At 63.2% G+C, this 14073-nt stretch carries 14 protein-coding genes; 6 read left to right on the plus strand and 8 right to left on the minus strand.

Going from position 1 to position 14073, the window contains the following annotated elements; all coding sequences use genetic code 11:
* Positions 1-27: 27 nt before the first annotated feature.
* The 5 genes from ACWGE0_RS35325 to ACWGE0_RS35345 all read left to right on the plus strand — a co-directional run bounded on the left by ACWGE0_RS35325 (position 28) and on the right by ACWGE0_RS35345 (position 3726).
* Positions 28-363 carry a hypothetical protein gene (locus ACWGE0_RS35325; RefSeq protein WP_452265231.1) on the plus strand — a complete coding sequence of 112 codons (336 nt, stop codon included), beginning with the start codon at positions 28-30 and terminating at the stop codon, positions 361-363.
* A complete protein-coding gene (locus ACWGE0_RS35330) occupies positions 360-1247 on the plus strand; it encodes a WXG100 family type VII secretion target (RefSeq protein WP_452265232.1) in 888 nt (295 codons plus the stop codon). Before ACWGE0_RS35325 ends, ACWGE0_RS35330 begins: the two co-directional genes overlap by 4 nt.
* Positions 1244-1687 carry a hypothetical protein gene (locus ACWGE0_RS35335; protein WP_452265233.1) on the plus strand — a complete coding sequence of 148 codons (444 nt, stop codon included), beginning with the start codon at positions 1244-1246 and terminating at the stop codon, positions 1685-1687. The genes ACWGE0_RS35330 and ACWGE0_RS35335 overlap by 4 nt, the downstream gene beginning before the upstream one ends.
* Positions 1688-1966: 279 nt before the next feature.
* On the plus strand, positions 1967-2851 hold the full coding sequence (locus ACWGE0_RS35340) for a peptidoglycan-binding domain-containing protein (protein ID WP_452265234.1): 885 nt from the start codon (positions 1967-1969) through the stop codon (positions 2849-2851).
* 53 nt (positions 2852-2904) lie between these two features.
* Positions 2905-3726, plus strand: a complete 822-nt coding sequence (locus ACWGE0_RS35345) for a CHAP domain-containing protein (RefSeq protein ID WP_452265235.1) — start codon at positions 2905-2907, stop codon at positions 3724-3726.
* A 704-nt stretch (positions 3727-4430) separates the two neighbouring features.
* Here the strand turns inward: ACWGE0_RS35345 and ACWGE0_RS35350 are convergent.
* The 3 genes from ACWGE0_RS35350 to ACWGE0_RS35360 form a co-directional block, all read right to left on the minus strand.
* The gene (locus ACWGE0_RS35350) at positions 4431-4988 is read right to left on the minus strand and encodes a hypothetical protein (protein WP_452265236.1); all 558 of its coding nucleotides are present in this window, start codon (positions 4986-4988) and stop codon (positions 4431-4433) included.
* A gap of 929 nt (positions 4989-5917) precedes the next feature.
* The gene (locus ACWGE0_RS35355; RefSeq protein WP_452265237.1) at positions 5918-6376 is read right to left on the minus strand and encodes a hypothetical protein; all 459 of its coding nucleotides are present in this window, start codon (positions 6374-6376) and stop codon (positions 5918-5920) included.
* Positions 6377-6514: 138 nt separating this feature from the next.
* Positions 6515-7180 carry a hypothetical protein gene (locus ACWGE0_RS35360; protein ID WP_452265238.1) on the minus strand — a complete coding sequence of 222 codons (666 nt, stop codon included), beginning with the start codon at positions 7178-7180 and terminating at the stop codon, positions 6515-6517.
* 18 nt (positions 7181-7198) lie between these two features.
* On the opposite strand from ACWGE0_RS35360, the gene ACWGE0_RS35365 reads away from it, so the two are divergent.
* Complete coding sequence (locus ACWGE0_RS35365; protein ID WP_452265255.1) at positions 7199-7456, plus strand: tyrosine-type recombinase/integrase; 258 nt, start codon at positions 7199-7201, stop codon at positions 7454-7456.
* Between the two features lie 627 nt (positions 7457-8083).
* Here the strand turns inward: ACWGE0_RS35365 and ACWGE0_RS35370 are convergent.
* The 5 genes from ACWGE0_RS35370 to ACWGE0_RS35390 form a co-directional block, all read right to left on the minus strand.
* Positions 8084-8515, minus strand: coding sequence for a hypothetical protein (locus tag ACWGE0_RS35370; RefSeq protein ID WP_452265239.1), 432 nt, complete (start codon positions 8513-8515; stop codon positions 8084-8086).
* On the minus strand, positions 8512-11751 hold the full coding sequence (locus tag ACWGE0_RS35375) for a polymorphic toxin-type HINT domain-containing protein (RefSeq protein WP_452265240.1): 3240 nt from the start codon (positions 11749-11751) through the stop codon (positions 8512-8514). The genes ACWGE0_RS35370 and ACWGE0_RS35375 overlap by 4 nt, the downstream gene beginning before the upstream one ends.
* A gap of 193 nt (positions 11752-11944) precedes the next feature.
* Positions 11945-12379 carry a hypothetical protein gene (locus ACWGE0_RS35380; protein WP_452265241.1) on the minus strand — a complete coding sequence of 145 codons (435 nt, stop codon included), beginning with the start codon at positions 12377-12379 and terminating at the stop codon, positions 11945-11947.
* Positions 12372-12530, minus strand: a complete 159-nt coding sequence (locus ACWGE0_RS35385) for a hypothetical protein (RefSeq protein ID WP_452265242.1) — start codon at positions 12528-12530, stop codon at positions 12372-12374. Before ACWGE0_RS35385 ends, ACWGE0_RS35380 begins: the two co-directional genes overlap by 8 nt.
* A gap of 189 nt (positions 12531-12719) precedes the next feature.
* Complete coding sequence (locus ACWGE0_RS35390; RefSeq protein ID WP_452265243.1) at positions 12720-13208, minus strand: hypothetical protein; 489 nt, start codon at positions 13206-13208, stop codon at positions 12720-12722.
* Positions 13209-14073 lie beyond the last annotated feature (865 nt).

The following is a 14073-nucleotide window of genomic DNA, read 5'->3' on the forward strand; positions in this document are numbered from 1 at the left end:
ACCGTCATGGGAGAGATGTTCCACGTCGTGCCAGATGAACTGCGCGGCTACAGCGGCCTGCTCGAACGTCAAGCCGAGCACTTCATGACGATCCGGGAGCACGCGATCGTCAAGGGTGGGGACACGTCCGGGTTCACCGGGCTGCTGTCGCTGCTCGACTCCGTCGTGATCGGGGTCGCGCAGCTCTACGGCGAGACGCTGGACGCCGCCAACAAGAAGATGAGCCAGGACGCCGAGTCGTTGGTCAAGTCGGCCCACGCCTACGAAAAGGCGGACGAGGTCGCGGTCTGCCTGATCGACACCGCGGGCGGCAAGTCCGAGCCCCCGTCCTGGCTGGAGCGTTTCCTGGGGGTCGGCGAATGACCGGCGGAGTCTGCAACGGCTACCAGGACATCGAAGATCCGAATGTCGCCCTGCGCGCCACCCCCGACGACCGCCCGGGCCGGCAGACCGTCAAGGAGCTGATCGAGGCCGCCGGCTGGAAGATCCAAGGCGTCAACTGGATCTACCAACAGGTCACCGGCGATGACCTGGTGCGCGACCTGATCATGCCGCTGGCAGGCGACTTCGAGAAGATCGACGCCAACGCCGCCGCCTGGGACCGAGTCGCCAAAGCGCTCGACAACGTGCGCCACAACGTCAACAACGGCATCGAGGAACTCGCGCCCAGCTGGAACGGCGGCGCCGCGCAAAGCTTCGAGAACCGCATGCGCCGCACCTGGACCACGGCCATCGAGTGGGACTCGCAGGTCGCGAAGTTCATCGGCGACCGCTTCAAGAACATGGCGAGCTCCTGCCGATCAGCCGCAAAGCTGGCGCTCACCCTGCTCGACAAGATCTGCGACAAGCTCATGAAGGCCGCGATGACCGCGTGGATCCCGCTGGTCGGCTGGGGCCGCGCCGTGTGGATGGTCTACGACGTGGTCAACATCGTCGACCAGGTGCGCAAACTCATCCAGTCCATGCAAACGCTCATCGAGGGCGTCAAAAGCATGATCAACGGCATCAAGCTGATGGGCACCGCACTGGCCAGAATCCCCGACGTCCGAGACGTCAACGACTTCTTCGACGTGGTCGACACCTGGCAGGACGGCACCGAAAAGCTGGGCGACGGCACAGCAGCCGTGGGCAGCGGCGCGTGGGGCATGGCCAAGAGCGGCTACAAGGCGCGCAGCAAGTACAAGGACGCACAGCAGGAAGAGCGCTGGGCGGAAAGCACTTCTTCGAGTTCAGGCGGTGCGGAATGACGTTCCCCTACGACAGCGCCCGCCAGCAGCTGCAAGCGTGGCAACAAGATCTCGACGCCAAGGGCTCACAGCTCGAGAAGGTCGCCCTTGAAGCCTCCAGAGTTCAGACCCGCGGCGCCGACCTGTCCCCCGCCGACATCGCCGAGATCGAGAAGTTCGCACGGTCGAAAGACGCCCCGAACGCACTGAAAGACCTGCAGCGCAAGGTCGACTCAGGCGCGATGTCCTGGCAGGACATCACCTCCGGCAGGGCCGTCAACGACCCCGATGTGCAACGCGCGATGCAAACCAGCATGCCGTCGCTGAAGCGCGCGTACACGGCGATCAAGGAGGGCCAGAACCTCGACGAGATCGTCGCGGCAGGCCAGCAACGCACCAGGCGGTCACGCGGCGACTTCGACGACGACATGCCGAGCGACTTCACCGAGGACGCCTTCTAACCCACGACGGCGATCGCCGGCTGGGTCATTCCGTACCTGCGGCCCGCAACGGGCCGCAGGTAATGAAATACCTCCGCCGCAACCACAGCGGCCGGTATCCCTCGACGATCAGCAGCCGCGTCCCCGCCGGCAGCAAGGTCTGCGCCACGAGCAGCCGGTCGAGGAGTCCGCTCACCGCGGTGTCAGAGCTTTGTCAGCGCCGTGTCCGAGCCTTGTCCAAAGGCACTGCGCTCGCGCTGGACCGAGGCCGGGCTTTGACCGAACGGAACAAAACACCGAATGAAGACAAAGATGAAGACCCAGGGCGCCTTCACGGCGCTGGCGACCTTCGCTGTCCTGGGCTGCCTGACGTTGAGCGCGACGCAAGCTTCAGCCGAAGCCCCACGAGCGCTGCCGTCCCCGGCCGAAACCGCCGCCGCGCTGCCCGTCGTCAACATGGAAGCCACCGTCCTGGCCGCCCAGATCGATCCCCGGCGCGCCGACAACACGCTGACCCCGGGCGCCAAGGATTCCGTGCTGGCCGTCGAGCGGGCACTCCAGGCACGCAATCTGCTGGACGCCCAGTGGGTCGACGGCTACTTCGGAACCACGACCATCAAGGCGTACGCGGCCTACCAGCGTTCGCTCGGATACACCGGACTGGCCGCGAACGGGCTGCCCGGCGCGAGTTCGCTGGCCACGCTAGGGCAGAGCCGGTTCACCGTCTCCCACGTGATCAAACCAGGCTCGAAGGTTCAGCGCGACGGGTACGTCGTCAACACCCGTACCCAGGCAATGCTCGCTGAGACCGAACGTCTGCTGGGGCGTCGTCTCGTGCTGTCGCAGGGCTCCTACAACCCCGGCGGCGACCCGACCTCCGCCGGCACCCACGACGGCGGCGGCGTAGTGGACATCAAGGTCGACGGCATGTCCGCCGACACCCGCACCGCCGTCGCCCGCGCGCTGCGCCAGGTCGGCTTCGCCGCCTGGGTCCGCAGCCCGGCCCAGGGCGACTGGCCGTGGCACATCCACGCCGTGGCGATCAACGACACCGACCAGGCCACCCAGGCCCAGAACCAGGTCGGTGACTACTACCTCGGCTTCAACGGCCTCGCCAACCACCGCCCCGACGACGGCCCCCGGATCCCGATCCGGACGTGGGAGGACTACCAGCGCACGCAGTGACCAGAAACCCAGACGCCACAACGATCATCGACACTTCACGAAAAGGGGAACCCGTGAAAATCGCACGCACGATGCTCGCCGCCGCCGGGGCAGCACTGGCACTGGTCGCGCCCCTCATGGCAGCCACCGCCTCACCCGCGTTCGCCGCGAGCCGGGACGGGGACTGCGACAGCGGCGAGTTCTGCTACTACTACAACAGCAACCAGGCCGGCTCGATCTCCGACTTCACCGGCTCGATCAGCGATCTCGGCGCCACTCAGCCCTCCTGCTACGAATTCAAGGGCGCCGGCGCCGGCCAAGGCGTGTGCGTGAAGAACAACGCGGCATCAGTGCGCAACCGCACCAGCCACACGGTGCGGGTCTACTTCAACAGCGGCTACGGCGGAGCGAGTCAGGACTTCGCACCCGGCGCGGCCGGCAATCTCAACGCCACGCTGAAAAACAACAACGCCAGCCACAAGTTCCTCACCGGGGGCGGCGGCGGTTCACAAAGCCCCACCAACGACTACGACGGCCGCCCCCGCGGGTTCGCCCAGAACAACTGCACCGCCTTCGCGGCCTACCGGATCGCCAGCAGGCTCGGCGTCCCCAGCTTCAGCAACTCCTACGGCGGAACCACCTGGGGCAACGCCGGCACCTGGGACGACGCCGCCCGCCGCGAAGGCGTCACCGTCAACAAAACCCCGAAGGTCGGCGCCATCGCCGTCAACGACGTTCACCGGGTCGGCCACGTCGCCTACGTCAACGCGGTCCACTCCGACGGCTCGTTCGACGTCGAGGAATACAACTGGAACAACCCGCTCGCCTACGGCACCCGCAAACACGTCCACGTGAGCAACGCCCAGGCCGACTTCCAGTGGATGCTCCACTTCTGACCGGCCAGTGATCACGTCGAGGTGCCGGTAATCCCTACCGGCACCTCGTTCGCCGGTTACCGCGCCGCTCGCCGCCAATCCGACCACTGCCACGGCCAAATGGCTTCGCAGCAACGGTTACGTGCCGCGCGGGGGTCAGCCAACAGGCAACGTCCCAACAGGACGATGAGGACTCACTGGTAGTCCCGCGTCTGAAGTCCGCAGGCAGCGCACGGGCGACGCAAGATGACGGATGCTCGGTGATCAACGACCCAACTACTCGGAGCACAGGACCAGTAAAGGCGTCCAAAGACACCCACCAGCGAGACACAGCATCTGAGCTGCGAAGACCCTCTTCGCCGTCGGGACGACAGCCTTTGAACCTGCGCCCCTTGACCCCCAGATACAGTTCACAACCGTCCGACCTGCACAACACGACATTTCGTACGGTTTGGCGCAGTTGGCGACTGATCAAGTAGGTTAACCGCGCTTGTTCACAGACCCGAAGATCCACTCCTTCTCGGAGCCGCAGAGAACTTGAGCCTCTGATCCTCAGACTGCCAGTTTTGGTCCACGAGGGACCTCTACCTGCACAGACAGTCGGACCCGACAGTCCGATGCCGTTCCGCCGTTGGTGCTGCTCCAGGTTCACTCCAGCGCGTTCAGTGTGAGAACCAAGGAAGACAGCGCGCTGCGCCGGATGCAGTCGGACAGCAACGCCCATCTCAGAGTCGCGATCGCACAACGAGAAGACGCTCGCGGGCAACCAATCGATCAATCGCTCGCATCTCCGACAGCGATGTGAAGTCGCCGAGTACAACACGCTGCTGATACTCGTGCTCTGATTCGAAGTGCCCTGGCTGGGAGATGTTGCGATCCAGCTGCCAGAGCGCAGACAGACTCACGTGAGCACACCGCACCACCTCCCCAGGGTCTTGAGTGGCGCGATACAGAGCTGCATAGCGCGTGCAGAGCACCGAGTTGAAGGAGTAGATGTCATCGATCTCGGACAGTGGCTCCTCGTCTGCCGTCCTGTCTAACTCGTCGAACCCCTCGAGTTCCCTCACACGCGACAGGAACCCGGTAGCTGGCAGATCCGCGTCCCAGAGCTCATCCAAGATCGTCAGGAACGTAGCGATGTCGGCCGCACGCTCTGTGTCGTCTCCGCGCAACCCGGTGAAGAGCTGAGCCATGCGCTCGGCACAGCTCGCCGTGAACACAGCAAGCTCGGCGAAGGTGCCGCTCCTCAGTCGCTCAGCCACTTCCATGCTCACGACGGCCATTCGAAGCTCCTTTGCCGCGCCGTCGTCTTGCCATTTCCGGCATGTACGAGGCCCCATCACCCTGCCACCTTCTCGCCGCGGCCTAGCTGGAGGCCCAGCACGCCGCCGTCAGAGCCGGACCGAAACTAACCTTGGCCGATCAACTTCGAAGACCCACTAATGATTGCACACATACCGTCGCAGGTAAGCCGCATTCCCGCTAAGCAGTGTATATCATTCCCTCCGCCGGAGGGTACGCCTTTCGGTATTCGGAATCCTCAGAGACAAGTGGACTCTGAGCACCGCCAGGCAATTCAAACTCCGCCCGATTAAGGCCGTAGGAGACAACATACTCCTCAACCGAGTCCGACTTGAGCAGGAACATCCTCTGACCAACACGAAACCCGCCGGTTCTGGCCTCCAGCTCAGCCCGCTGCGCAACAGTCGCTTCTCGGAGGTGGATCTCACCTACGTCCTTCCAGCATGACAATCTGACGATACCGGCAAAAAGCAGGTCCAACACACACAATGGGGCTCCGCCAGGAAGATCGTCATCGATTTCAGGGAAACCCCGAAAAATTGCATATCCATGACCATGTCGATAGTCAATCAAAGAAAATGATCGTCGATCACGAAGGTCGAAACCCTCAGGCATGCGCCTTACACCGCCCCCAAGTACCAAGACGTTTATCGTGCATGATCTGGCCGCAGAACCACGACCCGAACCCAACAACACACCGGCACCAAACTTGAGAACCGACCGGCGCGTCGCGCGACGCTCCTGGTTTCGAACCTAGGCCTGCGGCTCGCCACCATCGGGGATGAGTCTGCTCACCCCGCCGAGTGCTCTGTCAAACTCTTGGTCCAGGCCAGCTGATCACTCATGTTGCAACGCCGCCCCATGCCGCCGCCTTCGTCGGTTGTCCGGTTGAGTCACCAAGCTATGACCGTCAATCGTAGTAGCCAGGCGCAGCGACAAGGACGGCTCCGAAGTAGCGCCCATCCTCGTCGTCCTCATCTTCGGGCAACATGTCCCGAGACAGCGAGAGGAGCAGGTCGGGAGCCACGACCAACAGCCCGTCGTCCTCGACTCTTACGTCGGCGATCTCCGCCAGCAAGCGAATCACCTCATCAGCAGGCCGAGAAAAGACGTCGATGTCGCGGTACGTGACATCGACGTCCCGATCGGGCCGGTACACCTCCACTGCCTTCACAGCACCGTTTCGATCCGGTCCGAGTGAGATCGACATCCCGGAGTCGAAATGCGCGAAGCCTGGCGAGGTGTAGCCACCGGCGGGGGCCTGCAGCTGGAAGCCTTCGATGGCCTGTACCACCTGGATCGCCTCGTCGAAGGGCATACCGATCCGAACAGAGCCTCCGCTGTGCGGCGGATCGAGAATCAGGTCCACTGCACTCCTCAGGTCGGACAGCAATCGACTTGCTCACCATAGCGTCAACTGGACGTGCACTTGGCTGGGCACCTTGCGCAGCTTCTGGTAATGAGGATTCTGTGCGAGTAATCCGATCATTTCACCTATAGCATTGTTTTACTTGTACGGGGACCGCGCCAAGCCGACGTTCATGAGCGCCCGGCCTGAATTGACGAGTTCACGTTGCATGGCGGTCCATGCGCGCGACTCCGCCGCGCTGCCAGTCGAGTACAGCTGGCGATGATCCGGCTTGTCCATCCTGATCGCAGGGCCGCTGTACTTCGTGATCATCGTTATAGGGCCGGATCGAGACAACAGTTGCCGTGCCACCAGCGACGGTTTGCAGTTGGTCACCGACCCGAAGGTCGATCGCCTCGACGAACGCGTTTTTGGTGATGTTATGGAATGGGTGGGTATTGGTGGTGGTGATCGTGGCCGTGATGGAGCTCCGTCGTCGGCACGCACTGTGACGTCGACGAACTCGCGGTCCGCGGTGGTGACGATCGTTCGTACCACTCGGTCGGTACTCACCTCACTCTCACCAGGCATCGCATTGGCGACGAGATCACCCACCTGTACCTGGTCGATGTGTTTCGCCACACCGTCCGCCATCAGCACCGGGGTGGTCGCCGTGAAGCTGTGACAGTCGGCCGAGGAGGAACTCCGCTCCCTTGGCGATGGCTTGCCTACCGACGGCGTCTCGCCGACAGGGCTGGCGGCTGACGATGATCGACTGCGAATCGCCTGCAACGCTCCACCGCCCGCGCCCACAACGCCGCCCATCGCGGCACCTACCAACGCATCGGTTCCCACTGCGGTCGCCGCGCCAGCCAAGGAGTCAAGGCTGCTGGACTGAACGCCAAGGAGTGGACGCCGCGGAAGATGCGACACAGCTTCGTGTCGGTGCTCTCCACGTCCGGCGTGAAGATCGAGGACATCGCGCGCCTGGTCGGACACAGCAGCACGGCGGTCACGGAGACGGTGTACCGGCACCAGATCGTGCCCGTGATGCAGCATGCGGCCATCACGCTGAACGACATTTTCCCGCCGGCCAGTTAGACCGCTGTCACTCATTTAGTCACTCAGGTGCCCAAATGGTTCCCGGCAAGATCACTAATATGATCGAATCGGTGAAATGAAAAAGACCCTCTGATCAGGCATTATGCCACGATCAGAGCGCCTTTCACGGCCGTCGGGACGACAGGATTTGAACCTGCGACCCCTTGACCCCCAGACACGGGTTCACAGTCGCCTGACCTGCAAAACACGACGTTCTGCACAGTTTGGCGCAGTTGGCGATTGATCACGTACGTTAACCGCCGTTGGTTGCAGGCCCGAAGATCCACTCCTTCTCGGAGCCGCCGAGCACTCGAGCCCCTGATCTTCACACTGCCAGTTTGGTCCAGAAAGGACTCTGACCTGCGGAAATCCAATTGCCCCAGGAAATCCAGAGCCGTTGACTTCCGTTCAGCGCCATTGAGTGCCGTTGGGCGCCGTTCCGCCCCTGATACCCCTCCAGTGTCGCTCCACATGAAACAGTGTGAGACACGGCAACGTCGGCACGGCCTCCATGGTGCTCCGCGCGCCACTCCTCAATCTCGTCCACCTCGGCCTCGAACTAGTACAGGTCCGGCACACCATGCTTATCGATCATTGTGATGCGGACTGCGCAGTCGCCCCAGCGGTTCAACCTGCCTTGAAAGCCTTTCCAACAATGGACCCAGGAGCTGGAAACTCTTCCATCAAAGGACTTGGCGCGCCGGCATGAACAGCCACCTCCGCCCAGAATAGGTATCCCGCAACAATATAGTCGCAACCGTGCTCGCCGTTTAGGAGAAACATTTTTGAGCCTGACCACTCCCCTTTGACCCGACGCTCCTCAAGTCTCATCTCATCATTCTCCGCGAGACTTACACGAAGGCCCTCGTAACGATCAGCGATCGCGATTCGCGATACGTCCTGAAAAAGGACATCAAAGATTCGCGGCGGATCTTCACTCTCAAAATCCGCAAGAAGACCACGCAGAAGAATCTTACTGTGACCTGCGTCGACACTCCACGGCTTGAACCTCCCCTTCAGGACAAGGGGGAGAGATCCTCGTTTGACCTCGATAGTCATTTCACCAACACCCAGTCCCCGATCCGCCCGTTCCAACGGTAGAAGTCAACCTTATCCATCATCCCAGCAGCATTCACTTGAAGCAGTTCCCACTGCGTGTGAGAAGGCGCTTTGGGGTGCGCCTTTAGTGCGGACGCGAGCGCCCCGGCCGGCCCACCGCCGGCGCCGGGAAGACCGTCAAGCAGGAAGGAGATGCCGCCCTCCCCTCGACCCAGTCGATCAATCGCAGCCGTCACCTCTGAACGCCACGTTTCCTCTCGCGATCCAAGCAAATGCCTAGACTCAACCTTGTTCGAGAATCCCTTGAGGTTACTGTCACGCATACCGAGGGCCAAGCGGTCCAGTGGCCCTTCGCCACCACAATTGTGGACCAGAACCGGCGTGGTGCCTGCGAGCGCATAGTACGTGTGCAGACCGTCAACCGTCAGGTTGTAGACCGTCAAGTACTCGGTCCGGGTGGTAGTGCCGACCACCTCGAGCGACGAGCCTTCCTCCGTGCGGACGTCATCACCTGACGCCAGGTCCTTCGCGTCGCGCCAGACGCCCTTGTCGCTGACCCAGAATGGGTGACCACCTGTGGCCGTCACCGCGTCGGTCTCGTCGCCCGACGTGCCATCAGTGTCGAGGGTGACCTGGACCAGTTCCTTTTCGCCGGTGCCGACGATCAGATCGGTAACCGCACGTGGTCCTGTCTCACCTGTTGTCGGATCGGTGGCTTGAACCTCGTCGCCGAGTTGGACGTCCTCGATCGGTTTTGTGGAGCCGTCTGCCATCAACACCGGTGTGCCGGCGGCGAAGCTGTTGGTGCGTATGCAGTTGCTGACCAGGCCTGCGGCATCGTCGCCGTACTTCTGCAATCCCTTGCCGATGAGCTTCGCACCCGTCGCCGCCGCGCCCGCGAACGGCACGAGTGCCGCCGCCGACAGTGCCGCGTTCAGGTAGTCACCCTCGGCGAGGTACCAGACTGCGTTGATGCCGTCTGCGATCTCGCCGACCACTGGGATCATGCCGACCACGTCGAGGATCGTGTGTCCGACCTCGGCCCAGTCGATGCTGTTGACCTTGTACTCGACCCACTCCCAGAAGCCCGCCTCCTTGGGCTCGCCGACCGACTTGATCACGGGCTCGCCGCCGGTGACCTTGTCGACGTCCCTCTTGATGGACTCCTGCTGGTCCGCGACCTGGTTGTCCGACACCTGGTGAGCGGGTGCGTCCGGCGACGACGACACGGGCGGACTCATCGAGTCACCAGCAGGGCCGCTGAAGATCGGTATCGTCGCCTCAGCCACCTGAGGCAGCGGGTTGTTGCGCGCAGCGTTCGCGGCAGCGTCTCTCGCCGCCTGCGTGATCTGCTCCGGGCTCGGGCCGGGACGGCTGCTCTTCTGGCCACGGCCAGAATTCGTACCGGGCTGCCCCGAAGGTGGGTTACCGCCACCGTAGGAGTCGTTTGACACGCCACCGCTGCCAAAACCCGTGTCAGGTTGATCGCACCCGTTGTCGCACAACGGAAGGTCCGGTCCCGCGCTGAAGTCAGCGGGCGGGCAATAGGTCACACGTGGGCCGAACCCTGGATCTTTGATGACAGTGCAACGGCGAGGAAGGTGACCGTCGGGGTCGTCGTAGTTCGTCGGCGCACCGAGCCCATACACGTACCGATTAGCCGTGCCGGACGGTGCCGTGGGCAGCGAGATGGTGTCGCGCGCGGTGAACCCGCCGGTACCCGGCGAATACCAGCGAGCACCCATGTCAACATCACCGCTGACAGGATCCGTGTAGTCGCCCTGGAACCCGAGCGGCCGCTTGGAACCGGCCGACGCCATCGCCTGCCCGAACGGATCGAACGCGGCACTGTCCGTCAACAACTGCTGCGAGCCGGCCGGATCGAATCCACCGACGAGATCGCCGTGTCCGTCGCTCACCGTCAGACGCTTCTGGTCGCCCTGGCCCAACGCCAGCAGCGAGCCGTCCGCTCCGCGGCTGAAGCGCGACTCTCCGTCGGACACGAGGTCCAGTGAGTTGCCCGCGTAGGTGAAGTTCTTGCCGTTGCGCGCGCTCAGCCGGTCGAGGCCGTCGTAGGCGAACCGCGTATCGCCGTTGCGAACCGCGCGGTCGAACGAGTCGAAGCCGTACTTCTCTTCCAGCCCGGACGAAACACGAGCGGTCAAGGTGCCACGAGCCGACCACTTGTAGGTGTAGTCGCCGTCTCCCTGAAGCCGGTTGCGCTCGTCGTAGGTGGCGGTCTTCGTGCCGGCACGCACGCGGTTGCCCGCGTCGTCCCAGCCGTAGTCGGTGCGGGCGCCGTTGAACGTCCACCCGGTCAGGCGGTTCGAGTAGTCGTACTCATAGTTGTTCGTGCCGGAGCCCGCCAGTCCGGCGGTCGTTTTCGACGTCAGCCGGTCTGCGAGGTCGTAGCTGTAGTCGATGGACGCGGCCGTGGTGCCGCCTGCGCCGGACAGCTTGTCGGTCTTCAAACGGCCGTACTCGTCGTAGGTGAACGAGCGGGTGCGATCAGCGCCGTAGCCGATAGTTTTGACCTGGCCGGCCTCGTTGTATCCGAACGTCTGCGTGGCGCCGGAAACGGAGTCTTGCACGGTCGCGGCACGGCCCTGCAGGTACGAGTACCGCGAGGTGCCGGACTCGTCGTTACGGGTGGCCATCCGGCCGTTGAGGTCGTAGGTGAACGACGACTTGCCCGACGGGCCGTCCGTCGTGAGCAACGCACCGCGGTCGTTGTAAGTCAGGACGTTGGTACCGCCAGGAGCGCTCGACTCGATCATGAGGCCGGCCAGGTCGTAGCGCAGGGTACGCGCGTCTGTCGATTCCTCGGCGCCTGTGCCGGTCTCGCCGGTCAAACGGTTGAGCTGGTCGTACGCCCGCGTTCGGATGACGCCGCCAGGTGCCGTAACGCGGTCGGGGTTTCCGACCAGGTCATAGCCGACAGTCCACGTGCGATCCGCGGCCTGCGGGTGCGCCGCCGTCGAGGGCTCGATGGTCGACTCGCCGAGCCCTAGGCTGTTGACGGTGTAGATCGTCTTGTTGCCGCGGCCGTCGGTGAAGCGGGTTCGGTTGCCCGCCGCGTCATAGCCGAACGAGGTGCTGATCGTCTTGTTGTCGGCCACCGGCTCGACCTGACTCGTGACGCGCCTCATCGCGTCGTAGGCGAACGTGGTCGCCCGCTGGAACGGGTCGGTGGCCTGCACGAGATTGCCGGCGCGGTCGTAGTAGTTGCGCGACATGCGCAACAGCGATTCGTTGGCGTCAAGAGAGTACTGAGTGGACGGTCGACCGGCGGTGTCGTAGTGCTGACCACTGACGTGACACTCGTTGGGATCATCTCAGTGAGACGGACCGAAACTGCCCTTTGCCCGCCCGACTCTGAAGACCCACTCATGATTGCAGACATACCGTCGTAGGTAAGCCACATTCCCACTAAGCCGTGTAGATCACCCCTTTCGCGGGGGGATACGCCTTTCGGTATTCAGAATCCTCAGAGACAAGCGGACTCCGGGCACCGCCAGGCAATTCAAACTCTGCCCATTCAAGGTCGTAGGAGACAACATACTCCTCGACCGAGCCTGGCCTGAGCAGGAACACCCTCTGACCAACACGAAAGCCGCCGATTCTGGCCTCCAGTTCAGTCCGCTGCGAAACAGTCGCTTCTCGGAGGTGGATATCACCGACGTCCTTCCAACAGGACAGTCTGCCGATACCGGCAAAGAGCAGATCCAACACTTGCAAAGGTGCCCCACCCGGAAGATCGGCATCAATTTCAGGGAAGCCCCGAAAAAGTGCGTAGCCATGGCCATGCCGGTAGTCAATCAAAGAAAATGATCGTCGATCACGAAGATCGAAGCCCTCAGGCATGCGCCTCACACCGGCCCCAAGTACCAAGACGTTTATCAAGCATAAAGAACTGAACGGCGTCCATCAATCCAGCATCCTTGGCGTCGGCTTTGGCGGTCAGCACCGCGTCGAGCACGGCGTCACGGGTAACGGCGCCGCTCAGGTCGGTCACGCCCGCCGAACCCACCGCAGGTGTGTCCTGTACTCAGCGCCCACAGCTCGCGCTCCCCCGCCGTACCCGCCCGCACCAGCCACGTCCGCACCCAGAACCTCCCCACGATGACACCCGGACGCGTGAGCCTGGTGTCCGAGCCGCGCGATGCGGCTTGCGTCCATGTCGGAGGCTCACTTACAGGCTGGTCTAGCCGCGGGTCTTGTCGGAGCTCCTGAGGTCCTCGACGATCTGCTGCACGGCGTCCTTCACCTCGTCGGTCACCGGAACCTCGAACACCGACACCCGCACGTTCCACCGCCCGGCAACCGCATGCAGCGAGTACGTCTCGCCGTCGCCCGTGCCGGCGGCGCACGCCTTGGTCTCGGCTTCAAGCTTGCCGCCGGTGCAGAGCATCGGTGTCAGCCGTTCCGACTCCTCCGCGCTCGCGTAGGCGACAATCCCCACGCTGAGCACCTTGCGTCCGGTCGAGACGAAAACATGGCAGCCGTTGGTCTCCACGGAATTCACCTCCGAGACCACGAAACCCTTGGTGATGACCGCGAGCGGTTCGGGCTTCAGCAGGTCAGGACAACCCGACTTGACCTTGTCTGCGAGGCCGGCGGGCACGTCGGTGCCACACGCAGCCACGGTCATGAGCATGAACGCCGTCAAGGCGGCCGCGAACCCGGCTCTCACTTGCTCCCCCATGTGTTCCTAGCGCCTGGTTTGTCCGGCGCAGGTGAAATGGTCGCACGGCGTTCCGGCATGCGTGCGCTAGCCACGTCCGACCAGGACCTGGCCGTGACGTACGGCCTCGCGGCTTTCGACGATGGTGACCACGACCGGTAACTACCTATTCGCGACGAGGGGTGCCGACCGGCCGCAGAACATGCTGTTCAGCGCAGTTGAACGCACTTGACCCCCAGTACGGGGTTCACGAGCCGCTGAACTGCATAAACAGGTGCGTTGGCCGCAGTTCGGAGCACTTGACGATTGCTCAAGTACGTCAACCGCCGTTGGTTGCAGAGCCGAAGATCCACTCCTTCTCAGAGCCCCGAGCACTCGAGCCCTGACCCTCACACTGCCGGCCTGGTCCACAAAGGACTTCTGCCAGCACAAACGCCAGAACACCAAGAGCTTCAACGCAACTAGCCGCCGTTCAGCGCCGTTGAGTGCCGTTCGATGACGTTCCGCTCCTCACCCCGCTCCAGTTCCGCTCCAGCACGTTCAGTCCGAAACGGACTCGCCAGCGGCAGATCGAGTTCCCCTGAAGTCGTCATCCTCAGCCAAGCGCCAACTCTCTCCCTTAACGCGGACACCTCATTGGACGTCGCGCTCAGCGCGGCGACAGCGCGATCACCGTGCCAGGTCGAACCCAGCGCAGGATCGACACAATGGGGCCAGTCGGCTTCGACATGTGGATCTGACTGAGGCGCCAGTGCAGACCATCGCCGACCCGAACTTCATCCGCGCTGGCGACTGACTCAGCCGCCCCATGACCCCGACGCCCAACCCACACACAGGAGGAAGCCCCTTGATCGCCCCACCCCCGCCCACTGCG

Source organism: Lentzea sp. NPDC054927 (genome assembly GCF_053610285.1).